This window comes from Shewanella sp. SR44-3 (assembly GCF_014163735.1).
In the GTDB taxonomy this organism is placed as follows: domain Bacteria; phylum Pseudomonadota; class Gammaproteobacteria; order Enterobacterales; family Shewanellaceae; genus Shewanella.
The window spans coordinates 17,313-42,103 of record NZ_JACJDV010000024.1; the positions used below are offsets into that span (position 1 = coordinate 17,313).

19 protein-coding genes, 1 other RNA gene, 2 pseudogenes and 1 other annotated feature (1 of these 23 only partly in view) are annotated in these 24,791 nt (G+C 43.5%); of the genes and pseudogenes, 8 read left to right on the plus strand and 14 right to left on the minus strand.

Features of this window, described 5'->3' with window-relative positions:
- Nucleotides 1–12: 12 nt before the first annotated feature.
- The 3 genes from H5073_RS12410 to H5073_RS12420 are packed head-to-tail and all read right to left on the minus strand — an operon-like array spanning nt 13 to nt 2,674.
- Nucleotides 13–540: a MotA/TolQ/ExbB proton channel family protein gene (locus H5073_RS12410; protein WP_182679886.1), complete on the minus strand. Its 528-nt coding sequence runs from the start codon at nt 538–540 to the stop codon at nt 13–15.
- Complete coding sequence (locus tag H5073_RS12415; RefSeq protein WP_182679887.1) at nt 540–1,892, minus strand: MotA/TolQ/ExbB proton channel family protein; 1,353 nt, start codon at nt 1,890–1,892, stop codon at nt 540–542. The genes H5073_RS12410 and H5073_RS12415 overlap by 1 nt, the downstream gene beginning before the upstream one ends.
- The gene (locus H5073_RS12420) at nt 1,892–2,674 is read right to left on the minus strand and encodes a DUF3450 domain-containing protein (protein WP_182679888.1); all 783 of its coding nucleotides are present in this window, start codon (nt 2,672–2,674) and stop codon (nt 1,892–1,894) included. Before H5073_RS12420 ends, H5073_RS12415 begins: the two co-directional genes overlap by 1 nt.
- Before the next feature lie 445 nt (nt 2,675–3,119).
- On the opposite strand from H5073_RS12420, the pseudogene H5073_RS12425 reads away from it, so the two are divergent.
- Nucleotides 3,120–3,279: pseudogene (locus H5073_RS12425) on the plus strand (helix-turn-helix domain-containing protein); the annotation flags it as partial.
- A gap of 22 nt (nt 3,280–3,301) precedes the next feature.
- Here the strand turns inward: H5073_RS12425 and H5073_RS12430 are convergent.
- Complete coding sequence (locus H5073_RS12430) at nt 3,302–4,387, minus strand: ISAs1 family transposase (RefSeq protein WP_182679889.1); 1,086 nt, start codon at nt 4,385–4,387, stop codon at nt 3,302–3,304.
- 178 nt (nt 4,388–4,565) lie between these two features.
- Here H5073_RS12430 and H5073_RS12435 point away from each other — a divergent pair.
- A pseudogene (locus tag H5073_RS12435) lies at nt 4,566–5,159 on the plus strand (IS30 family transposase); the annotation flags it as partial.
- 125 nt (nt 5,160–5,284) lie between these two features.
- Here the strand turns inward: H5073_RS12435 and H5073_RS12440 are convergent.
- The 3 genes from H5073_RS12440 to H5073_RS12450 form a co-directional block, all read right to left on the minus strand.
- Complete coding sequence (locus tag H5073_RS12440) at nt 5,285–5,563, minus strand: hypothetical protein (RefSeq protein ID WP_182679890.1); 279 nt, start codon at nt 5,561–5,563, stop codon at nt 5,285–5,287.
- 181 nt (nt 5,564–5,744) lie between these two features.
- Entirely contained in the window at nt 5,745–8,549 is a 2,805-nt protein-coding gene (locus tag H5073_RS12445; protein WP_182679891.1) for a TonB-dependent receptor, read from the minus strand.
- A gap of 337 nt (nt 8,550–8,886) precedes the next feature.
- Nucleotides 8,887–11,373, minus strand: coding sequence for a DNA polymerase II (locus H5073_RS12450; protein WP_182679892.1), 2,487 nt, complete (start codon nt 11,371–11,373; stop codon nt 8,887–8,889).
- 216 nt (nt 11,374–11,589) lie between these two features.
- Between H5073_RS12450 and dinG the strand changes: the two genes are divergently transcribed.
- The 5 genes from dinG (at nt 11,590) to H5073_RS12475 (ending at nt 16,406) form a co-directional block, all read left to right on the plus strand.
- A complete protein-coding gene (dinG, locus tag H5073_RS12455) occupies nt 11,590–13,665 on the plus strand; it encodes an ATP-dependent DNA helicase DinG (protein ID WP_182679893.1) in 2,076 nt (691 codons plus the stop codon).
- 15 nt (nt 13,666–13,680) lie between these two features.
- Nucleotides 13,681–14,451 (plus strand): TSUP family transporter, encoded by a 771-nt coding sequence (locus H5073_RS12460; protein ID WP_182679894.1) that lies wholly within the window; start codon nt 13,681–13,683, stop codon nt 14,449–14,451.
- Nucleotides 14,448–15,110 (plus strand): primosomal replication protein, encoded by a 663-nt coding sequence (locus H5073_RS12465; protein WP_182679895.1) that lies wholly within the window; start codon nt 14,448–14,450, stop codon nt 15,108–15,110. The genes H5073_RS12460 and H5073_RS12465 overlap by 4 nt, the downstream gene beginning before the upstream one ends.
- 9 nt (nt 15,111–15,119) lie before the next feature.
- On the plus strand, nt 15,120–15,839 hold the full coding sequence (locus H5073_RS12470) for a DUF2057 domain-containing protein (protein WP_182679896.1): 720 nt from the start codon (nt 15,120–15,122) through the stop codon (nt 15,837–15,839).
- Between the two features lie 246 nt (nt 15,840–16,085).
- Nucleotides 16,086–16,406: a late competence development ComFB family protein gene (locus tag H5073_RS12475; protein WP_182679897.1), complete on the plus strand. Its 321-nt coding sequence runs from the start codon at nt 16,086–16,088 to the stop codon at nt 16,404–16,406.
- A gap of 90 nt (nt 16,407–16,496) precedes the next feature.
- Here the strand turns inward: H5073_RS12475 and ffs are convergent.
- Nucleotides 16,497–16,594: signal recognition particle sRNA small type (gene ffs, locus H5073_RS12480), an RNA gene on the minus strand.
- Nucleotides 16,595–17,057: 463 nt separating this feature from the next.
- Here ffs and panP point away from each other — a divergent pair.
- On the plus strand, nt 17,058–18,713 hold the full coding sequence (gene panP, locus H5073_RS12485) for a pyridoxal-dependent aspartate 1-decarboxylase PanP (protein WP_182679898.1): 1,656 nt from the start codon (nt 17,058–17,060) through the stop codon (nt 18,711–18,713).
- A gap of 81 nt (nt 18,714–18,794) precedes the next feature.
- On the opposite strand, the gene H5073_RS12490 is transcribed toward panP, so the two are convergent.
- The 6 genes from H5073_RS12490 to H5073_RS12515 form a co-directional block, all read right to left on the minus strand.
- Nucleotides 18,795–19,970, minus strand: a complete 1,176-nt coding sequence (locus H5073_RS12490; RefSeq protein ID WP_182679899.1) for a methyl-accepting chemotaxis protein — start codon at nt 19,968–19,970, stop codon at nt 18,795–18,797.
- 458 nt (nt 19,971–20,428) lie between these two features.
- Complete coding sequence (gene rluB, locus H5073_RS12495) at nt 20,429–21,301, minus strand: 23S rRNA pseudouridine(2605) synthase RluB (protein ID WP_011496867.1); 873 nt, start codon at nt 21,299–21,301, stop codon at nt 20,429–20,431.
- Complete coding sequence (scpB, locus tag H5073_RS12500) at nt 21,301–21,918, minus strand: SMC-Scp complex subunit ScpB (RefSeq protein ID WP_182679900.1); 618 nt, start codon at nt 21,916–21,918, stop codon at nt 21,301–21,303. Before scpB ends, rluB begins: the two co-directional genes overlap by 1 nt.
- Nucleotides 21,919–21,933: 15 nt before the next feature.
- The gene (locus H5073_RS12505; RefSeq protein ID WP_182679901.1) at nt 21,934–22,722 is read right to left on the minus strand and encodes a ScpA family protein; all 789 of its coding nucleotides are present in this window, start codon (nt 22,720–22,722) and stop codon (nt 21,934–21,936) included.
- Between the two features lie 222 nt (nt 22,723–22,944).
- On the minus strand, nt 22,945–23,565 hold the full coding sequence (locus tag H5073_RS12510; protein WP_182679902.1) for an L-threonylcarbamoyladenylate synthase: 621 nt from the start codon (nt 23,563–23,565) through the stop codon (nt 22,945–22,947).
- Nucleotides 23,562–24,422, minus strand: coding sequence for an RNase RNM (locus H5073_RS12515; protein ID WP_182679903.1), 861 nt, complete (start codon nt 24,420–24,422; stop codon nt 23,562–23,564). The genes H5073_RS12510 and H5073_RS12515 overlap by 4 nt, the downstream gene beginning before the upstream one ends.
- A gap of 351 nt (nt 24,423–24,773) precedes the next feature.
- Nucleotides 24,774–24,791 (plus strand) — a sequence feature (Trp leader region); it runs 86 nt beyond the window's last position.

The following is a 24,791-nucleotide window of genomic DNA, read 5'->3' on the forward strand; positions in this document are numbered from 1 at the left end:
TTCAATCTCTCTCTAGTGGTGAGGCATGCTGTCTTTAAGCTTTTCTAAACTGATTTTCATTTTTGCATCAAGACGAGTGCTAAAGAACACTCCTGATAATGCCGCAACCATTCCTGCCATTGTTGGCATGGTCGCCATTGAAATACCAGCCGCCATCAAACGAGCATTACTCGTCCCTTGAACTGCCATCACGTCGAATACTGAAATCATACCTGTTACTGTACCCAACAAACCTATCATAGGGCAAATAGCAACCAAAGTTTTGACTAGCAACATACGTGCAGTTAAATCTTGCTTCGCCTGGGACACCCAAGCTTCACGGATACGATGTGCGTGCCAAGACGTTGTTTCATCTCTTGACTCCCACGCTGATACTATTGCTTTATGCTGCGCTGGAGATATCCAATTGAGATACCAATAACGCTCGAGCATTAACACCCACATAAGAAATAGCACAGCCGCTACCAACCAGAGGACATCACCTCCGGAGGCCATGAAGCCCCTGACGGAATCCCAAATATCCATCAGGATTAGCATCATTAGTTAGCCCTCTTCTCTGCATGCTCAGCGATAATGCCAGCACTTTGCTCTTCGAGAACTTGAACAATTGACTTGCTACGAGCAACAACAACTGCGTGTAATAACATTAATGGTAATGCTGCGATCAGACCTTGTACCGTAGTAACAAGCGCCATGGAGATACCGCCAGCCATTAACTTAGGATCGCCAGTACCGAATAACTGGATAGATTGGAATGTGGCAATCATACCAGTAACTGTACCTAAAAGACCCATCATAGGCGCGATAGCTGCTAATACCTTGATGATAGAAATACGTGCTTCTAATGCTGGTGTTTCTTTTAAGATAGCTTCATCAAGTTTTAACTCTAATGTTTCAACATCTACATCTTTGTTATTTTGATAAACTTTAAGAATACGACCTAAGGCATTGTTGCCTGGGTTATCAATATTTTTACGCTGACTGTTAACCTTGCCACCTATGATGGTAAGAGTGACAAGGCGCTCTACGGCAATTAACGCACCTAAAGCTAGCAAGGCAATAATAATGTAACCAATTGGGCCACCCGCTTCGATACGATCTTCAATGCTAGCTTTGTTAGTGAAGATGTTCAATAACACGCCGCGCGCAGGGTCAACATAGAAAGGCGCAATACCCGTTGAAGTCTCTTCCCATGAGCCTACTGCACTCACTTGATAGCCTTCAGGCTGCTGTGATAGCTGTTGAATTAGGTTCAATTCTGGTTTGTAAACAACATACTTACCATTAGCGGTTAGGTTGAACGGGCCTACGCGGTGAATCGTTGTTTCAACAACGTTACCATCGATATCCGTTACTGAACCGGCAAATTTAACAACTTTTGCAGACTCAACCATTTCGAAAAGCTGAGCTTCCCAAAACTTCTCTAACTCTTCAATTTTTGGTAACTGCTTACGTGCACCAAGGTCGGCAATAAAAGCGTCACGGCCAGGGAATTGGGCGCTAGTGTTAGATGCTGCAAGTTTACCAGCGAAATCACCTGCTTCACCTTTAACAACACCAAACATTTCACCCAAGTCACCTTGAGCAGTTTTTAAGTCTTCTTCCAACTGAGCTAATTTACGCTCATTGTCTAAGAAGGCTTGATTTAAATCTTTACCGCGTTGTCTTTCAGCAGCCAAAGCATTTTTTTCACGCTTTAACAATGCCGCTTTATCACCGCGTTCATTTTGGAATTCTCTTTCACGCTTAGCGTTAGTTTTACCATCGCTTGCACGGTCAATTTGAACTTGCTTAAGTAATTGATCAATGCTCTTTGGCGCATCTGCAGCAGATACCATGGCTGTTAAAGAGAAACTGGCAGCTAGCACAGCTGTAGTAATTAACTTCTTCATTATTGTGCAGTCTCCGCAGCTGGAAGTGGTAATGCGAACAAATCTAGAGCGCCTTGCTTACGAGCAATACGGATACCCTTAGTTAGATCACGTAGATAGCTGTCTTCTAGCTCATTCCATGTTTTAGATTCAGCATCAAACATCCATGCTGTCTTTTGATCTAAGCTTTGTGCATACAATGCGATACGACCTAAATGGAAGAAATCAACAAGTACTTCTTTACCGTTCAACTCCAACTTACCCGTTTCAACAGCAACGAAATTGCCATATTCACGTTCGATGCTATATGCATCTAAAATCAAACGATATTTTTCAGCTAATGTGACTTCAGCTGTATTTAATACTGTCTTTAGGTTTTCAACACGGTCAGTACGCACTTGAGTGTTAAATGGTAAATCCAATTTAACAAACTGCTCTAATGCATCAACCATTTTAAACATCAATGGCACTACGCCTTGACGTAACTTGTCAACACCGTTGATATCACCTTGAATAAGTTGCATTGAGTTCTCTTGGTCAGCGACCAGACCAGCAACGTAATCATTATAAGATTTTAGTGACTCACGCTCATCAGCAACATTGCCATATTCAAACTGCATGTCTTGAGCTTGATCGTAATATTTGTCAACTTTCTGCTGCGACGCCGCTGCTTCAGCATGAATTCTGCTATCAGCCTTTTGCACGTCGGTAAGAGGATCTGCAACTACCAAGTTGCTGCCAGCTAAAGCCAGCGCGCCAACCAGTGCAGTAGCGATTTTAGTTCTATTGCTTACCTTGGACATAGTTCCCAACCAATTTGATGTGAATTAAAAAGCTTAACCAATACAAAATATTGATAATCATATAGATGAAACGTCAATATACTGACTTGGCATGTCTTTATCTTGTGATTGTTTGTTTTCTTCCCTTTTTCTGTACCTATATAGGCACAGACCCGCTGGCATCATTCCACAAAATGTTGACCTGTGTCAACATTTCAAACATAGGAAATCACTGGAAAGATGAGTAATAATTGATGCTAAGATGAAGCAGATAAAATTAACCAATACAAAGATGAGTTTTTTGGCTAATATTGAGTAAATGCAAGACCGAACTAGTTAAAATACCACCAACTATTAAAGAAGCCCGAATTCAGATAATAACTGCGACACTCTTAATTGAGGCGTAGAAGAAGCCAACAGCTGAAAGTGGTAGGCTTTATCTCGCCAAAGAAAAAAGAGTATCACTATGAGTTATCAGCAGTTGAATGAGAGAAGAAGATACCAGATTTCAGTCCTTTTTAGACCAGAGTGTTTCGATAGCTTTGATTGTAAAAGCTATCAATTGTCATCGTGCGACTGTCTATCGAGAACTAAAACGTTGTCATGCCCTGCAGGGTTATTGTCCTAGGGCAACCGTATGAATGTTCATTATTTAGTCGGCGCACATAATCCAGCGATTAACACCTTCTCCAGAAATTCTGGATTCATTAAACAACGCTTTCGTTTACCAACAATGCTGAGCTTTATCGGCTCTTTTTGCAGCATGTTTAGCGATATGTGCCTTAAGTAAGCGAGATTTTCAGCGCCGTTATTTTTGTAGATCTGGCATGCATCTTCGTTCATGCTGACATCCATGATCCAGTGCATTGACTCGATCCCCCAATGTTCGCGAGTCGCACTTAAGGCTTGCTCTGCTGATAACACTTTCGAACTGATATAGTAACGATATTCAAGGCTCGCCGCCTTACCTTTAACAGCCCTAAAGCTTTCAACCATAACGATGGATTTCAGTGCTCCCCAATGTGTGAAATCACCGTCAAGTGCAGCAGAACTCAGCACATAGCAGGCTCGATTTTCTATACGACCATGGCTTTTTTCTATATTGACATGGTCATCACTTAAGCCAGCTGAACGATGCGGACTAAACGCTTTATTTATTGCTTTAGCTAAGTTGCCTTGATTGTTTTTTACCGCTAGTAGGTAGTCACCACCTTTGTCGATAATCGTTGTAGCAATAGCCGTTTGACAGCCCATAGCATCGATTGTCACTAGCGCTCCGCGCAGGTCTAGCATTTTTAATAGGGTTGGAATGGCTGTGATTTCATTACTTTTTTGCTCTGCTTTTAATTGACCCTGTACTGGCTTATTCACTGAAGCATAGGCACTTATCATGTGGATAGTGCTGCTTCGATCATCACGATTATATGAACCACGTAGCGCCTTTCCATCAATCGCAATGACTTCTCCATTAGTCAGCTGGTGAACTGACTTCATCCATGCAAGAAAACAGGCATTAAAGCTATCAGGATCAATCATAGAAACTATCCTGGCAATGGTATCGTCAGCAGGGATCCCATCGATGAACATTTTTTGTTTTTTGAACCAAGCATTAGAACCAGCAATAACAGCGCACAGTGAACCGAACAGTATATCGAACAGAGGATAGGTGACTTTTGCACTTTGGCGGTGGTCGTCAATAGCACTAAAATGTTGCTTGAATGATTCGATATACATAACCTGACTCCTGAAAAAGGAGTATAAGATCACAAGCACGTGATCAGGTCAATACTCTTCTTAAATCGCTCAAATAACGTTCACGATCTGGCCCTGGTTATTGTCCTGACAGCTCTCAAGCCAGTGCGTGTAAGATGCGGCGTCATTCAGCCAAATATACGTTCCCCGATTCAAGATTAAACGTCAAGGCGGCAAGCTATATCGCCACCTACGGCAAGGTCATAAGCGCTATCGCAGAGGTAAAAAAGAGAAAGCGCCGGCGATTAAAAATGGCACCTCTATCGACTCTAGACCTGCCATTGTTGATACTCGCGAACGTTTTGGTGATTGGGAAATCGATACCGTATTAGGCAAGCATGGGACAGGTTCAATAGTGACAATTTTAGAGCGAAAGACACGTTTTTATTTAATAAAGAAAGTGGCCTCAAAATCTGCTGAAGATGTGACTAAAGCGACTATCGAATTATTGATGCCTTATAAGCAATATGTGCACACTATAACTGCCGATAATGGTCGTGAATTCGCTCATCATGAAGTCATAGCCAAGGCGCTAGATACCTCGTTTTACTTTGCTCATCCGTATAGTTCTTGGGAGCGGGGCGCCAATGAAAATGCCAACGGTTTATTAAGGCAATATGTAAAAAAAGGGACTAACTTAAGGACTGTAAGCGACGACATCATCTTATTTGCCCAGAACAGGATTAATTACAGACCTAAGAAATGTTTGAAGTTTAAGCAGCCAGCTGTTGTGCTTAAACAATTAGCCGCTTAATTTGGTGAGTGCCGCACTTCGAAGTTAAATTCGTGTAGCCATTTTCAAAAAGATAAAGGGCCATAACTACTTATCAAAAATATTAAATTTTATGAGTTTTTAGTTATGGCTAAATCTAGCCAAAATTAATTACTTTCTGCCATACCTGACTTAACACTACGAATGAACTTTTGACCTTCTGCTTCTTCTCTTTCACGCTGTGCTAGAGTTGTGCAATTTTTTCTCTTCATGTGTGTACCTGTTGACTTTGTCATTTGGCACTTCAAGCCAAGCTCTTCCGCTTTTGATTGTGTAGATACATTCCCCTCACTCACACTTGCCGTTGTGTTTTCAGTACTTGAACAACCAAAAAATAGACCGCATACGCTAACAAGAAAAACAGTGTTTAAACTTAATAATTTCATAATACAAGCATCCTTTTTAGTATCATAAAAACCTAACAAAAAAGTATAAAGTTCATTTAGCTTTTATAATCAGAAATTTTAATCTTTATTTAAATAAATAGTAATAAAAAGCCCTAAACTTACGCTTAGGGCTTAACTTTATATATTCCTACTAAATAGCGAGTAGAAATACTTATTTCGATTAGAACTTCATGCTTGCTCTAACGAAGAAGTAACGCCCCATTACATCATAAGTATAAGGGTCTGTATTAGAGTCATTACTACCCGTGTAATATGGTGGTTTTTCATCTAACACGTTATTTATACCAGCAGACAATGAAATATTATTGGTCAAGTCATAATAGCCAGATAAATCGTGATAAACAATACTATCAACTGTTGGTGTATTACAAGAAGATGGATCAGCTGTACACTTACCTAAGAACGAAGTCATACCGTCGATATAACGCAATTCATAAGTTAAGCCCCAATCATCAGCTGATGCATTTAAGCTAAAGTTTGACTTAAGCTCTGCATAAGCACCTGCACCTGCTGTAATAAAACCTTTATAATCAATAATATTGCCGTCTTGGTCTGATTCATCAAACTTAGTTAGAATCGAAGTATCTAATCCTGCACGCCAATCTAAACCTAAGCCTTCAAAAGTATAAGCTATATTGACATCATAACCTGATGTTGCTTGCCCACCAATATTTTGTAAGCCATTATCAAAAGTAATTCTACCAGTACCATCAATTGCAATATTTGCAGCTTGACATAAAGCTGTGCCAGTATTGATATTTTGACCATTAGAACCTAAACACTGAGTAGCAACGTATGATGCATCTACACTATTAATTGCATTCTCAATATCAATATCGTAATAATCGACAGTTAAAGATAAACCTTCAACAAAGCTAGGCTCTAGTACGACACCTACTGTCAGAATATCTGCTTCTTCAGGTGTTAATGCAGGATTACCACCTTCAGTAACCTCCGCTTGATCTTGACTTGATGCTGGATGCTGAACTTGTTCAAATGATGGAGATCTACCACCAAATAAATCATCTACTGTTGGAGCACGGAACGCAGTTGAACGACCAGCACGGAACATAATCTCATCATTCATACGCCATGTTAGACCTAATTTCCAAGTACTATCATCACCAAATGTACTGTAATCGAAATAGCGCATCGCAGCACTTAAATCAACTTGTTCAGCAAATGGTAAATCACTTAGTAATGGAACGCCTAACTCTAGGAATGCTTCATTTACAGTAAACGAACCAGCTGTAGGGTCTTCACGAGGGTCATTAGCTAAGCCTTGTGCCGTTAGTGAATCAGGCGTGAAATGAGCAGCCTCTTCACGATGTTCTACACCTGCAGCAAAGCCTAAGTAACCGGCTGGCAACTCCATAACTTCGCCAGATAAAGATGCAGCGAAGATATCCATCTCACTGCCACCACTCTTAACTTCGGTGTAAACATATGGGGCAATACTTTCATCAACCCAAGAAGATTGAAGGAAAGGATCAAATTTCCCTGCCATTACAGCACTATTGATCGAACCTAGGTTATGTAAATTAGCTAAAGTTTCAACTGAGTCGTTTTTACCTTTATTATAAGAGACATCCCATGAGTAGCCATTATCAAACTCACCTTCCAATCCGACGACTAAACGAACTGTATCTACAACCTGACTAAAGTCACGAGTACCAGTTTCAGCCATACGGCGTCCATATTCCAGTTTCTCACCAACCTGAGCAAATGGCATTAACTCATCAGTCATCCAACCTGCAACGCCATTAACACCACCACCACTGATAGGGTTATATACCCATGATGAGCTATTCCAAACTGGCTGAGGAGCCATTTGCTGTGAAGACCAACGCTTAGTGTACATAGCTTCACTAAAGAAGCGCATTGAATCATTTAATTCATAAGAGCCAGCAAAAGTTAAATTCAAACGCTCCATCGGCGTTGAAAGATAGCTGTCTTTTGAATAATTAAATCTGTCATTATTATCACCGCTATCAACAAAATCACGGTATGGGCCACCACGACCACTTAAGTCGGCTTCTGTTTTTGTCTTATCAAAATATTCAAACTTTGGTATTGCAACACCTTTAGAGTCTAGCTTACCACTGTCGACGTAGTGTCCATAATATCCTGAATTACCAATAGCATAGGCATCTTCAGGTCCAGTAGGTGTAATGCCATGGTTCTTATTACCCCAAACATGACCACCTTCTGAGTATGAGCTACCTGCACAGTAAAGGCTTCTGCTGCCATTATCTCCAGTTTCAGCTATGGGGCAGTTAGAAAAACTACGATCAGACTGGCGAGCCTCACCGCGATTAGTGTATTGAAGGTTGGCAACAATATTACCACGGTCTGAATTAGCACCTAAGGTAATGTCTAAGCTAGTTTCATCGCCATCGCCTTCTCCAGACACACCAGTCTGAACGTTAACAGCTAAACCTTCAAAATCACGTTTAAGAATAACGTTGACCACACCTGCAATAGCGTCAGTTCCATAGATTGCTGAAGCACCGTCTTTTAATACTTCGATGCGCTGGATCATAGAAACTGGGATAGTGTTTAAATCAACTGATGCAGCAGCACCTGTGCCGGATGCGATCATTCTACGGCCATTAACAAGAACTAGAGTTCTATCAGAGCCTAAACCGCGAAGGTTCACACGAGCATTACCACCAGAGCCATTATTAATACCCGGGTTAGTCATTGCACCACCCGCAGCAGTCATGCTCTGCAAAATACCATCGATTGATGTCGCGCCAGAGGCTAAAATAGCTTGAGCATCAATAGTTGATACTGGGCTAGCGGTTTCCATATCTGCACGTTTAATACGTGAACCTGTTACTTCAATGCGTTCAACTTTAGCGCCATCTTCAGCGGCAAAAGCGGTTGGTGCGGTGAAAGCTGCAGCTGTTGCACCACCTATCAATGCGAAACGCACTGACTTAGCCAGTAAATTCTTATTCATTGTATGTCTCCCTGGATATTTGGTCTTTCTTATAATTCCAACCTTTATATGGTTGGTTTGGTGCTGACTTAGGAACAATAGTTACAAGTCAAACATCAGGATAACGCAATAAAAACACATTTCAAACACTTTATCAACATAGTCCATGCTTTTATTGATTAATTGAACACTCGAGTGGACAAAAAAGCGCCTTTGTACACTAACTGAAATCTAATCTGTTCATTTAAAATTACAGTTAGATCGTAAAGCATACAAATCAAAAAAATGGTTAACAAAAGGTGACATTTAATGCGTTGATGTAAATTGACACATGTATCCCTTCATGATAATACTCACTTTAAAGAAGCTGTAATTGATTTGAGAGCAGCTCAGTGAAACTGCGATGCAATAAACCTAAGATAGGTTCGGCAATGGGTCTAATTTGTTTTTCTATATAGTAGTCGTAATCATAATCAAGCTTTGGGCTCTGTATCGCGCGCGCGCCCTGTTTTGTTATCACATATTCAACCGTTGCGCCTTTAAGTCCAAAGGATATATCACCACTAGCTTCACATCGCAGTGCGGCGGCTTTGACATGGGGAGAAGATTTAGCTGTGTATTCTGAGATATCACGCTTTAGACGCTTTCGAAAGACCAGCTCTGAGTTACGTTCTCCCTTCTTTAATGCTTTTAGCTCTTGCTCGATAAAATTGACCGGATCCTCCCCTGCAAATAGCTTTTCATAAAGGTGGTACTGAATACGCCTAGCTATCGGGCTCCAATCGCTTCTTACTTGTTCCATGCCTTTAAACACTAAACTCATTTGACCTTGGGGGTCGATTTTAGCGCCAACGTAACGTTTCTTACTGCCCTCTTCAGATCCCCTTAGGGTTGGCATAACAAATTGGCTGTAATGAGTTTCAAACTCAAGCTCTAGAAAGCTTTCGATATTAAATTCCTGTTCACATTTCTGTTGCCATTTTTCAGTGATATTTTGGGCTATGTTGAGCCCTAACGCGTTAATGTTCCCGACCTTATGGTTTTCACCTAGCCAGACAAAGGTTGAGTCCGTGTCGCCATAGATGACTTGATAGCCCAACTCTTCAATCCAGCGCCGCGTTTGCTTCATGATTTCATGGCCGCGCATGGTAATTGAGCTTGCAAGTTTAGCGTCGTGAAATACGCAGCCCTTCGAGCCTAATACGCCATAGAGTGAATTCATGATGATTTTAATGGCATGGGATAACGGATTGTTGCTGTTACGTTTTGCCATCTCTCGCTGGCCCGATAATGATGCTATGAGTGTCGGCAATATAGGTGATTCACGGCTAAATCTGGCGCCTAAAAAACCTGCGACTGTGTGTTCAGGCAGCTCTTGCATCCCTGTGATAAGCCCTTTGGGGTCAATCAAAAAGGTGCGAATAATAGAAGGGTAAAGGCTTTTAAAATCCAGCACTAATACATCTTTATAAAATCCTGGTACTGAATCCATCACATAGCCGCCGGGACTTTCAATCCCCTGACTAGCAGCAACGCTTGGCGCCACAAAGCCGTGACGATGAAGATGAGGTAAATAAAGATGATTAAAGGCAGCAATGGAGGCGCCGACTCGGCCAAACTCCAGCCCTGTTAACTTAGCCCGCTCTAGTGCGAAGGCCAGCAGCTCTGTTTTAGCAAAAATATCCCACACCAAGCGGCAATCGGTAATATTGTATTGGGCCAATGCCTGTTTATTGTTTTGAAATAATTCGCTTATCTCCCCCGCTCGGTTTTCCACATGATCTATCGCCTTGCCTTCTTTAAGCAGCGCTTGGGAGACAAACTCTAGCGAATAACGATCAAATTGATAGAAAGCCGCTTTTAACCAATCTATGCCGTCCAGCACCACTCGTCCAGGTAGTGATAAGGTCTCTGGCCTAAATTTATCGGCAACTTTCCAGCTTAAGGCTTGGCCATTACGGCCAAATGAGGCGCTAATGCCCAGTGCTAAACAGCGGCGATATAAAAGCGCCAAATCAAAAGTCACCACAGCCCAGCCGATGATCACATCGGGGTCGTACTCATCAAACCAAGCGATAAGCCTTATAATAAGGGCGCGCTCATTACTGACCCATTCAATCCATGGACTGGCATCAGCTTGCGCCTCACCAATCATGATCACCTTCTGGTAATGCGACCCACTGTTGTCGTTGCCAACATTCTTATGGTCACCCTCTTTGTCACCGTATAAGCCGACTGAATACAGTTCCCCTGACATGGCGCACTCAAAATCCAGTGAAACCACGGTTAAATCCACTTCGATGTCAGTTTTTCGTGCCCGAGATAACGAAAGCAGCGGCAGTTGCTGGGGTTGGTGGCGCGTTTCTGGTGCTGGTGAACCATGGGCTGAAGATTCCGATGAAGTTAAGCTTTTAGATGAAGGTTCATTCTGCCACTGACCTAGAAATTCCGCGTCTAATGCAATAAAACGTTCAATTAAAAAACGTTGCTCCGTTTTAATATCACTTTCAAAAAGCGCAATACCTCTGTCCTGTGCAATTCGAATAACCAACCTAAGCTGTTTGACCGTTTTTAAATAAATACAAGCAAGCGGCTCATGATGAAAGCTTTTCAGTTCAATATTAACCAAGCGATACTGACCATAGAGCTGACCTGCTAATAACTGACTTAAACCTTGTGCATCTGCTTGCCGACAAAAGCAAATCACTTCAGCATTGTCCCGTTCAATGAGCACTGGACCTTGTAAGGTTTTAATAAAATATTGCAATACAGTGCGACCTTCACGATACAAGGTATGGCGAGTCAGGATACGGCCTTTAATACTGGTGAGTTTCTCGGGTGACATAGCCATCTTATTTAGCGTTATTTTTTAGGGTTATTGAGTCACTATGAAGCAAGGTTTTTGACGGAAAAAACCGCGAGAGAGCATCTTTTGCATGCCCTCTAACAATGCCTAAACTCAGGTTCTGAAGTTTTATTGTGCTTATTATTGTTCTTAGACGGTCAATTCACTGTTATTATGTACAGCATAAGTCAGTTAATAAAGAATTAATACTTAAGCATGCTATCGGATAAGATAAAGACCCAGATCCGCACCATTTATAAAGGCATAGCCACGGCGATGCCTCAATTTCGCTCACGGCGCGAGCAAAACTTCATGGTGGCCGAGATCTCTAAAACCTTAGCCGGTGAATACGACAAAGACAGGCGCATCATAGTGGTTGAAGCTGGCACAGGTATTGGTAAGTCGTTATCTTATCTATTGGGTAGCATACCGCTAGCCGTCGGTAACAAGAAGAAAGTCTGTATTGCCACTGCCACAGTCGCACTGCAAGAGCAACTGCTGCATAAAGACTTGCCGTTCTTTTTAGCCAATTCTGGTCTCGATTTTAAATTTGGCTTAGTTAAAGGTCGCCAGCGCTACGTGTGTTTGGCTAAGCTCGAGGCCATGCTTGGCAGCCAAGACAGCGCGCAAATGGCCATGTGGCAAACCAAACCAGACAAAAGCCAAGTGGAAGCCTTAGGGCAATTGCATGAGGATTACCACAAAAAACGCTGGAATGGTGAGCTCGACACCCTTAAAACCCCTATTCCCGATTTTTTATGGCAGCAAATCTGTTGTGATAAACACAGTTGCCACCGCCAAGTGGCGAGTCACCATAACTGTCCCTTTCATAAGGCAAGGGAAGATGTAGAAACTTGGGACGTGCTTATCGTCAACCACAGCCTATTGTTTGCGGACTTAGAATTAGGCGGCGGTGTTATCTTGCCTGATCCCGAAGACATGTTTTATGTTATTGACGAAGCCCATCATTTGCCCATAGTCGCCAGAGACTTTTCCAGCGCACAAGCCACCCTAAGGGGCGCTAGCGATTGGTTAGAGAAAGCCGCTAAAACCTGCAGCAAATTACAAAACCAACTCAAAACCACTCACATTATCGCACCAGTACAAGCGATGCTGGATCATATCTCCGAGTTAACGTCTTTGCTCAATCAAGTGGCACATTTTTGCGATACTCAGCCGCAGCAATTTGCCAACCCAGAAGTGAGAATGCGTTTCGAGCACGGAAAATTGCCTCAAGCCTTACTTATTCAAGCAGAAAACTTAGCCACTGCATCAAATCAAGGACTAAAGCAATTCACAAAAATTCAATCTGTACTCAGTGAAGCCATTAAAGACGGTGAGGTGCCCAAACATCAAGCTGAAGCCTTGTTGTCAGAAACAGGTTTTATTTTGCAACGTTTAGATAACCTGCAAAAGCTGTGGAAAATGATGGCAAAAGAAGACAGCAACAAAGGCGCGCCTATGGCCAGGTGGGCCGAGCTCATCACTGGTAAACAACAAGACTACTTATTTTGCGCTTCGCCCATTGAAGTCGGGTTTATGCTGGAGTCCATGCTATGGCAAAAGGCCGCTGGGGTAGTACTCTGCAGCGCGACGCTGCGAGCGCTAAACAACTTTAGTCATTTTGCCCATCAAGTGGGGTTAAGCATTAATGATGGCAGCCGTTTTTTAGCACTACAATCACCTTTTGATTATGAAAATAACGCCACCTTATTTATCCCTAAGATGCGTAACGAACCCACTGATGATGATTTCACTCAAGAGTTAGCCGAGCAGATAATTGCATTACTTGAAGGCGAAATGGCAAGTTTGGTGTTATTTGCCTCTTATTGGCAAATGGAAAAAGTTGCTGAAATTGTTGAGAAAAAACTCACTAAAGATGAGCTATTTATCCAAGGAACAGCCCCAAGACAACAGCTCCTTGAGCAGCATAAAGCTCGCTGCGATCAACACCTTGCCAGTGTCATCTTTGGCACCGGCAGTTTCTCAGAAGGTTTGGATTTGCCCGGCGATTACTTAACAAATTTAATCATCACTAAATTGCCTTTTGCTGTGCCCACATCGCCCGTGGAGCAAGCTCACGCCGAATACATCAAAATGAAGGGCGGTAATCCCTTCATGCAACTCACCATCCCTGACGCTTCACGAAAATTGATCCAAAGTTGTGGTAGATTACTGCGAAAAGAGCAAGACTATGGCCGAGTCACTATTTTAGATCGGCGCCTAGTGACCAAACGTTACGGTAAATCACTGATAGATGCGCTGCCTCCTTTTCGCCGAGTTATTGAATAATCGAGTAAAAAATACGTGGAATTGTTATTAGAACCTAGCCATTGGGCCATGTTGGCATTAGTTGGCCTTGTAGCAGGATTTATTGATGCTATCGTTGGCGGCGGCGGATTATTATCCATCCCAGCCTTATTAACCATAGGTATGCCGCCGCATATTGCCCTTGGTACCAATAAACTGGCGGCCTGTTTTGGCTCGTTCACTGCTAGCCTCACCTATTATAAGCAGCAGCTGTTTGAGCCTTCTTTCTGGTATCACAGTTTAGGGGCAACCTTTATTGGTGCCATCATAGGCACCATTGCGGTCTTCTTGGTCGAGCCTGAATGGTTAGAAAAAATCTTACCCATACTTATCATAGGCATAGCCTTGTATACCTTATTCAGCCCAAAACTGATGGATGAAAATCATAATGCGCCAACCACTCCAAGCTCTGCGACAAAGCAGTGGACGCAAGGAGTCAGTTTGGGCGCCTACGACGGCTTTGCGGGCCCTGGCATTGGTGCATTTTGGACCTTAACCTCAATCAAGTTGCACAAATTACCCTTGCTTAATAGCTGCGGTTTAGCCCGTGCCATGACATCGATCAGCAACGCAACCGCCTTAGTTTTATTTGCAGCTCTTGGGCAAGTGCATTGGTTAGTAGGCCTATGGATAGGGGTTTGCATGATGGTAGGCGCTTACATTGGTGCACATTCTGCGATCCGTTTTGGCGTGCCTTTTATTAAGCCTTTGTTTATTATCATAGTGCTGGCCATGGCCGCGAACCTTACCTGGACGGCATGGCAATGAATAACAACCAAGTTGTCGCAAACTTAAGGGCTAAACTTGCCCAACTCGAGCAAGAAGTACTCCAGCATGATGCCAATATACCCGTCTCTCAAGGTAAGCTTTTGCAAGATGTGGAGCGCTTCAATAATCAGCTTTTTATTCAACAGGGCGCCAAATTATCTCCCTGTATTGAGCAATTAAAGAAAAGCATTAATCAACTGGAAAAACAGCTTTCACTTAAGCTTGATGCCCAGCTTATCACCCTAAGTTGTGAGCGTGTTCAAGACAGATTTACCGCCCTTAAACGTGCACTCAACACCACAAACATTAATATCAAAAGTGCTGAGCAACAAAAAAACAGCAAACGGGCTTTTTTTGCTAAACGCCAACAGTCGACCCATGCCAGCAGCGGCTTTGGCTGGATAGCTGGTAACGTGATGCAAAATAGTCATGAGCTGTATGCTGAACTCAATAAGCATTTAAATTGGGCCGATAAGATCACTCAAAAAATTGCTCAAATGGAACTTAATCTGGCATCCTGTCATCCAAATGATAAGATTGCATTGCAAAATGAGATCCTTGCGACCCATAAACGGCTGGGGAAATGCCGTCAAGCCATGAGCTACATCGAAGAACGTATTCAATTATTAGAACGCCCACATTACAGTGATAAACGTTAAGGAGTAACAATGAAACTTTTTCAAACCGCAGGTGCTTTGCTGATCTTAGCCTCTTCATCGGCAGTGTTCGCCGCCAATCTCACTATCCCTATGTCTTTTGAATATTTAGCATTAGACGGCAAAAATATAGCAACCAACAAGTTTACTCATCAGGAAGATTTACCACTAACAGCAGGCAGCCATAAGATTGCGCTTCGTTACCATGACTTAGTTAAAGATGATTTTAGCGACAGCCAGACCTTTGTTAAATCCTCACCTATTATTCTCACTCTAGTGGCAGAAGAGGGAAAGCAGTACCTATTGTCCCCAGTAAAAAGCGCCATTAAAGACCCTAAAAATTTCGCCAAAGAGCCCAAATTAATTATCAGTAGCGATGATAATCAAGCGGTAGATTTCTCCATTACTCAAACTCAAATTGAAGAGAAATCATTCTTTGGTCAACTGTTTACAAATAAATCAGAGCCCGTGATAGCAAGCGCCACCCAAGCAGCTGAAATGACTATTAAGCCTGAAGCTATAGTGCCAGCGACTACGCCCACCGTTACCGATATAGCGCCTACAGCGATAGCACCAAAAGCCGACTATTCTCTTGTGTCTGCCGCAGCATTAACAGCCCCTGCGACTGTTACTCCAAATGAGCATGCGCAAAAAATGCTTCAACATTGGTGGTTACAGGCAGACGAAGCCACCCAAAAAGAATTTATGAGCTGGGCTATCAAGCAGCTTTAAATTGCACCATAGCACTGAAGTCCAAAAAGCCCTTAGAGACAGTATTTCTATAGGGCTTTACTAAAAGCCATTCTTTTTTAAGCCATTATTAGAAAGTTAGACTAGAATTAATGCCGATAATAATAACAATCGCACCTAAACATTCTGCCTCCCGTCGGCGAGACCCCATCTTTGGTCTATGGATGTCGTTGCGATAATCAAATTCTTTGATTACATTTAACAAAACCTTTCTCTTTGGAGCTCAAGATGCAACTAGAAATTCGAAATTATTATGAAGTTCTATTAATGGAAATATTAAAAGATGAAGGCTTGATGGATGAATTACCAGAAGAGTTCTTAGCAGATTTATGTTGCGTCACCCTCAATCAACTTCCAGTACGCTATGTCAGGCACTTAGTCGATACCTATTTCTTTGAGGATTACAGCGAATTGCAGAACATGAAGCGAGAGATCCAAGATTCATTAGAGAAAGCACGGGCATTTTTAAAAGCCAACACCTTAAGACGCCGCCAAGAAGAACAACAAAAAGCAGAAACACCGCTTGCCGAACCTAAAAGCGATAGTTAAAAAGGTATGGTTAGATAAGTATTACTAAGGCAAAGATATACTGAATACAAGGTGTTATCGAAGTAGTATAAGAGTGGGAGTTTGGAGGCTCCCCTAGAGCCGACACCCCGGCACACGAGTCGCTTGCTGCGGTTGCTCCCTTCCGGGCCTGGCCGAGTTCACAAGTTATCATTGCGGGGGGACCCTAGGGTCACCATAGCTTTCTTAGAAAAATGCTACTTTTTCAATAATGCTTACATTAACTTACGTAAATGTAATTAGCTAAGAACGGGGCGATTATCCCTTAAGCTGCCGCCGGGATCAAGCCTTTATCATCAAAGCATTCCATTGTTAGTGCTAACTGCTCAATCATTATTCACCTCAGCCCCACAATGGCTATTTGATAATAATTTAATCTCAACGGTCAATTTAACTTGCAAACACCTAGCTTTAACATTAAGTTAACAAAGTGAATTGACTTGTGATTTTAGGGCAAAAGGATGTTGCCCTCATTTTCAGCGCTATTTTCATTCTAGCCAGCCTGCACCACCATTAACACTTGATGCTAAATCTAGCTTGCAGTAAAGTTAGCAACCTTATTATTGCCATAAGCATACTTTTGACACTAAGCTGTCTATTTTCGGCAATTCTTTCATCATGATGGCACAGTGAATGACCTCGATAACTCCCCGTAAAGCACAAGCGTCAGCAGACAGTATGTTACGTATTTTTACCGTACCAGAAGACGCCGAGTCCACATTAAGTATCATAGAGCAAAAGTTATCTGAAGATCTTGCAGGCTTTCTCGGTAACAGCATAGCCGCATTAGAAAAACCATTAAGCGAAATTGAAACCGACTTTCAAGCCTTTAAAATCCCAGCAGCACCAAGGTTTGTCTCTGATTATACAGATGAAATAATGCAAAACCTCGTCGCGCACTCTGTCCATACTGCGGCGCCCAGCTTTATTGGCCACATGACGTCAGCCCTACCCTATTTTGTGCTGCCATTGTCAAAGATGATGGTCGGCCTCAACCAGAATTTGGTTAAAATCGAAACCTCCAAAGCTTTTACGCCGCTAGAGCGCCAAGTGTTAGGCATGATGCATCATCTTGTTTTTGCTCAAGACTCAAACTTTTATGAGCAGTGGATGCACAGTGCTAACCATTCACTGGGCGCTTTTTGCTCCGGCGGCACAGTCGCTAACATTACTGCCCTATGGATAGCCCGTAATCGTTTGCTTAAGCCTGAAGGTGAATTTAGAGGCGTCAATCAAGAGGGCATGCTTAAAGCCCTGCGCCACTATGGGTTTGATGACATCGCTATTTTAGTTTCAGAGCGTGGCCACTACTCCCTTGGAAAGGCGGTGGATTTACTGGGTATTGGTCGAGACAATATCATCAGCATAGCCACCACAGCAGACAACAAAGTCGACGTTGATGCCATGCGTCTCGCGGCAAAAACGCTCGCCAGTAAGAATGTTAAAGTCATGGCAATTGTTGGCGTGGCAGGTACCACGGAAACCGGTAACATTGACCCATTAACAGAGCTTTCGGCATTAGCTCAAGAGCTAGGTTGTCATTTCCACGTAGATGCAGCTTGGGGCGGCGCGAGTTTATTGTCTAACAAGTATCGCCACCTTCTTAAGGGCATTGAGCTTGCAGACTCAGTCACCATAGATGCTCACAAACAGATGTATGTGCCCATGGGCGCAGGTATGGTGCTATTTAAAGACCCAGAGCTTGCCAATGCCATCGTCCACCATGCTGAGTATATCCTGCGGGTGGGCTCAAAAGATTTAGGCAGCCAGACCTTAGAAGGCTCACGCCCTGGAATGGCGATGCTAGTGCATGCTTGCTTGCAGATAATCGGCCTTGAAGGCTATGAGATTTTAATCAACAACAGTCTAGAGAAAGCCCGTTTTTTCAGTGAACTGATTAAAACGTCCGCAGATTTTGAGCTCATCACCGAGCCAGAGCTGTGCCTGTTAACATATCGTTATGTGCCTAACGCAGTGCAATTGGCGATGAACGCTGCTTGTAAACAACAAAATTGGCCCGCATTGGCTCAATATAATGAATTACTCGATGGTTTAACTCAGTTTATTCAAAAACATCAGCGTGAACAGGGTAAATCTTTTGTGTCACGTACTCGCATCCAACCGGCGCGCTATAATAGGCAGCACACCACAGTATTTAGAGTGGTGTTAGCTAACCCGCTTACTGGATTTGATATCTTGCATAAGGTGTTAGAGGAGCAGCAAGAAATTGCCGCTTTAGATAACGAATTTTTACCGCAGTTATTAGCATTAGCCAAAGCGCAAATGTAAAGGTTAAACGCTGAAAGATGCTGTCTATAGGATGGTTAACTGATCATTAGACATCAATTCAGCCTCTAAACAACAATCAAGCTACACGCAAACCCTTGCCAGCACAGAATCTAAATTCGATGAGGTATGCTTCTGCTCGGCAGCTTTGTCTGCAATGGCCTTAAGATTCACGCTGACCTCTTGGCTCAGATCAGAAATCGCCATCGCTTGGCTATTAATGCTGCGAGTCGCGGATTGTTGCTCTTGAATACTGCTGGTAATATTCCCAGCCAGCTGCTCAAGCTGAGTAAACGTGGCACCAATGTCATTAAATGCACGGCTCACTCGCTCACATTGCTGCAAACTTTGCTGACTTATGCGTAGGCTGTCGCCAATTCCAGTAACAGCGTTAGTCGTCTTACTCTGTAACTGCTCAACAATGCGCTGAATTTCGATAGTTGAATCTTGAGTGCGGGAAGCCAGCGCTCTGACTTCATCAGCAACCACAGCAAAACCTCGGCCTTGCTCACCAGCACGGGCGGCTTCAATAGCCGCATTGAGTGCTAAAAGATTAGTCTGCTCGGCAATCCCTTTAATCACAGCTAACACATTGCCAATCTGCTGGCTGTCGGTATTAAGTAAATCCAAAGATGCCGCCATTTGCTCTATGCCACTGGCAAATACCGCCATTCCTCTTTGATTTTCTTGTGCATCAGCAGTACCTAACTGCAGCAATTCATTCACTTTATGTGACGTGGACTTAAGCTCGCCGGCATTAGCCGATAATTGATCCGCCGTCATGGAGATTTCTTGTAGCGAATAAGTAATAGACTCATTGGCTTGATTACTTTTAATCACAGAAGATTCGGCCTGAGACATTTGGGTGGTTAATACCGTTGCCCCCAGTTTAAAGCGGCTGGCATCTTGGCGAACTTCGTCCAAAATCTGTTTAAGACCATCGATAAAGTCACTTAGTTGATTGATTATCAAACCAAGTTCATCTGGGTATTTATCTCGTAGTGGTTTTTCAGGCGCAGCTTCAGTACTCACGACTAAATCAAGATAATGCGTCAAGCGCTGTAGGCGTCCGCCAATAAAGCGCTCAAAAAGATAAAAACTCAACAGCAACTGCCCAGCAGCCATAAGGCTGAGTAAAATGAAGATGTTAAGCGTCTCCACTTGGGAAGGCTGCAGGCTCAAATAGCCAAAAGCAATTAGATAAAGTACCAGCAGCGGATAGATAAGCTTCTGTTGTAGTTGATTTTTAACTGCTGACATTCGATTTCCTATACATTGTTATTACTGTAGGACTGAACCTTGACATCTCAATTGACCATGCTTGATATGGCCAATATTTTTCTACGTGTTAAGTTGAAAACCCTTACTATAGGCTAGCGATTACGCGTATTCTTAATAATAAGCAAGGGCCTTGTTATCAGCGCAAAGCTCTAGTTTGAGTGCAAAATATTGAATTTATATTTATTGTTGCAGCGCTAGTTATTCATCTATTAACCCCAGTTAACGTTAAATAACTGAAACAGAATAAAAACTAAATAACAAAAAGTCTACAAATGCCTATCAAAATCATGTCGATAACCTACCTTTGACTTAAAGAGTGCCGTTTTTAAGTCATAAAAAAAAGGCCACTCTGATAAGTGACCTTTTTAGCCGAAGCTAAGTTAGCGATGACAGTTGTGCTAGCAGTAATACAGCTAAACTACCGCTGCAAACCAAGATTAATCGCGCTGACGGCTTGGCTTCGCTCGACTAGAGATAACTTTATGCTTTTGCACTGCACGGCGGATTTTAGAACTCTTCACTTTAGAGCGCGCCACACTGTGCTTATCTGAACCTAGCATACTGCGGGTTTCCGCTTCTAGACCCGCTAACTGACGTAAGTAGTTAACTTGATCTAATGGCAGCTCAATCCAGCCACCACGAGGTAAGGTCTTAGGTAATTCAACCATGCCATAGCGCACACGGATAAGACGACTCACTTGGATTTCTTGTGACTCCCAAAGACGTCGAACCTCACGGTTACGGCCTTCTTTAAGGGTCACATGCCACCAAGAGTTAATCCCCTCACCGCCCGCAGGCTTGATGGTATCAAACTGCGCAGGGCCATCTTCAAGCATCACGCCCGTGCGCAGTGACTGCACGTTAGCATCTGTCACTTGACCAAAGGTACGCACCGCATACTCACGCTCAACTTCGTTGGATGGGTGCATCAAACGGTTGGCAAGATCGCCATCAGAGGTGAATAACAACAAGCCTGAGGTGTTTATGTCTAAGCGGCCTACGGCAACCCAGCGAGAATCGCGGATTTTAGGTAAACGCTCGAATACCGTTGGACGACCTTCAGGATCTTTGCGGCTACAGATCTCGCCTTCTGGCTTGTGATAAGCCAAAACACGACAGATCATATCATCCGCGGTTTTAATGGAAGTGGTGCGACCGTCGATGCGAATTTTAGCGTCAACTTCAACGCGATCACCTAAGGTTGCAATTTCACCGTCTACACTAACTCGGCCTGCAGCAATCCATGCCTCCATCTCACGACGGGAGCCATGGCCTGCACGGGCCAAGACTTTCTGCAATTTTTCACTCATTAGTTCAACTCTTCTATTGGTAAAGCCTGTGTTTGATCATCACCTTGCTCACTGTCGTGGGCTTGGGCTTTCTCAAACATGGCTTGTAGTGACTCAACATCTGATAACTGCGGAAGATCCGAAAGTTTAGTTAAGCCAAAATAAGCTAAAAAATCATTGGTGGTGGCGTAAAGGGCGGGTCGCCCTGGCACATCTCTATGGCCCACGCTTTTAATCCAATGTCTATCAGCCAAATTCTTTATTATGTGGCTACTCACGGCCACACCACGGATTTGTTCTATATCGCCTCGCGTCACAGGTTGACGATAGGCGATGACGGCTAAGGTTTCCAGGGTTGCCCGCGAATATTTAGGCGCCTTTTCTTGCCATAAAGGCTGCAAATAGGGGCTAAGTAATTCTTGGGTTTGAAACCGATAACCACTGGCCACTTTTACTAGCTGTACTCCGCGCTCTTGATAATCTTGTTGTAGCTCATCAATCACTTCTTGAATACGTTTACGAGACACATCAAAATCCGCCAAGACAGTTTCTTTCAATGCTTTGATTGTCATAGGCTTTGCCAATACAAACAGGCTTGCCTCTATCAATTGCTTCAACTGTGTGGTGTTTATTTGCATCGATGTTGTCATCCACTAACTGGCTTTAACATAAATAGTTGCCAAGGGCTCGGTCTGAACAATTTCCACCAGCCACTCTTTTGCCAGTTCCATTAAGGCCAAAAAGCTGACCACCACACCAGCACGGCCTTCACTGACATCAAATAATTGCTCGAAGGGCACGAATGATTGGCCTTGCAGCAAAGCTAAAATCTGGCTCATGCGCTCTCGGGTGGAGAGTAATTCTCGCTTAACATGATGCTCTTCAAAGGCATCCACCCGCTTTAACACTTGGGCAAACGCACTGGCAATGTCTAATAAACTCACATCTGGCGGCACTAACATCGGAGTAATCCCGGGGGCTGGTGCTGCACAGGCTTGAAACACGTCTCGCTCAAGCCTTGGCAAGGCATCGATGTCCACTGCGGCCTGCTTGATAACTTCATAGGCCTTTAATTGGCGCAGCAGCATCAATCTTGGATCGTATTCTTCATCATCACTATTGACCATTTGCGGCAATAGTAAGCGAGATTTAATCTCAGCTAAGGTTGCCGCCATCACTAAGTAATCGGCGGCAAGCTCGATACGGGCCTCAGTCAGCACTTCAATATAGGCTAAGTATTGACTGGTTATCTGGGCTATGGCTAAGTCGACCACTTCGAGCTTTTGCTTACGAATTAGGTATAGCAACAGATCCAGCGGCCCTTCGAACGTCTCTAAAAAGACTTCCAGTGCCTCAGGCGGAATGAACAAGTCCGTTGGCATAGTGTCTAACACTTGGCCACGCACTAACACTAATGGCAAACTTTGTTGCGTGCCTAGCATAGGTTCAATCCTGTATTGCCTCTTTCAAGAACAAGTCGGTTCTCAATTAAACGTCGCTCTCGAGTAAAAGCGACTCTCAAGAAAAACTCATTTGACTTAACGTCAAAGTTAACCTGTCAATGCCATCAAAGACACTGTAAAAACCACTGAAAAACGCCCAAGCGCGCGAGTATACGCTATTGAGCAGGGATTAAACAACTTATCCCGCGGCTTTCAAGCTGACTATTCAAATGCGCTAGTGTCACCGGCACCATGGCGGAGCACGTCTATGGTGTCTTCCGACATGTCTATCACTGTGGTTTGTTTTTCAGGCAAATACCCGCCGTGTACGATTGCGTCGACTTGGTGCTCAAGAATGTCGCGAATGTGCTCAGGATCCGACTCAGCAAACAGCTCATCTGGCATCACTAAGCTGGTCGACATCATAGGTGCATCTAAGGCGGTGAGGAGCGCTTGGGCTATTAAGTTGTCAGGCACCCGAATGCCTATGGTTTTCTTTTTGTCACACTGTAAGCGCTTTGGCACTTCTTTAGTGGCTTTAAAAATAAAGGTATAAGGACCAGGCGTGCAGCTTTTAAGCAGTCGATACGCCTGATTATCCACCTTGGCAAAGTTAGCAAGCTCGGATAAATCACGGCACATCAAGGAGAAATTATGATCGTTTTCAATTTTACGAATACGCACCATGCGGGTCATGGCATCTTTTTCCCCTATCATACAGCCCAAGGCATAGCCTGAATCTGTAGGGTAGACGATAACACCGCCCTGTTTAAGAATCGCCACAGCTTGGTTAATCAACCTAGCCTGTGGATTTTCATCATGAATATAAAAAAATTGACTCATACTCTGTTCACCCAAGATTGTGATTGCCAGACCCAGTCAACGCCTTGGGGCTGGAATAAATTTTTGCCAAGCTCTATCCAATTGCTAGGGAAGTGAAAATCACTGCCGATAGAGCCGAGTAATTGATTCTGATGACTTAATGCGATGAGATTATTACGATCATCTAAACTTTGTTGCCCAAGCACCACTTCCATGGCATCGCCGCCCGCTTCCTTGTATTCGCGCACTAAGCGCTTAAGCCACTTTGCCGATAACTTGTAGCCGCTAGGATGAGCCAGCACCGCAAGCCCCCCCGCTTGATGGATAATCTCGATGGCGCTTGCCATATCACCCCAATTATTAGGCACATAACCTGTTTTGCCACGGGCTAAATAGCGCTTAAATACACTGGGCATATCGACCGCATGGCCGTTTTCTGCCATCCAGCGGGCATAGTGACCACGGCTTAATGCCGCATCCCCCGCTATGGCTTTGGCCCCTTCATAGGCGCCTTCTATTCCGGCTTTGGCAAGGCGCTCGCCGATTTCCATGGCGCGGGTTTCACGCAGCTCACGTTGATTGGCTAAAAAATCAGCCAACACGGAATTCCCCCTGTCCACATTGAGTCCCACAATATGGATATCAAAACTGTTCCAGCGAGTAGAAATCTCTACCCCATCAATAAGCTTAAGCGGCTGTGGCTGATTATTATTAAACTGGTGCGCTTCCTCTAAGCCTGCCACGGTATCGTGATCGGTTATGGCAAACATCTGTACCCCTTTATCTAGGGCGCGGGCGACTAACTCAGTGGGGCTGAGCTGGCCATCGGAAGCGGTAGTGTGGCTGTGAAGATCGGCCAAGAGAGTGTCTGTTATCATAGGCTTATTCTACCCGTTACTGAGCTAAAAAGCTTTTGGAACCTGCGACTTTTTGAATATTTCAATCATAAGTTAATGTGCATTTTTTGCTCGTTAACAGAAAAAATACCATTAAAGTGCCAAAATGAGTAATATTCAATTGACTTTAATGCTCAGCTAAGGTTTCCTATAGGCCTGCCTTGCTCGCAATCGAAGCAATTTTAGTAGATTAGGTTAGCAGACTAATTTAACAGACTAAGTTAACAAAATAGGTTAACAAAATAGGTTAACAGAATAAGTTAACAGATTAAGCACCTTGTAAAAATTATAGAGACCAATAGCTCAATGACACTGACGCACGCATTATTAAACATTTCTTGGTGGTGGCAC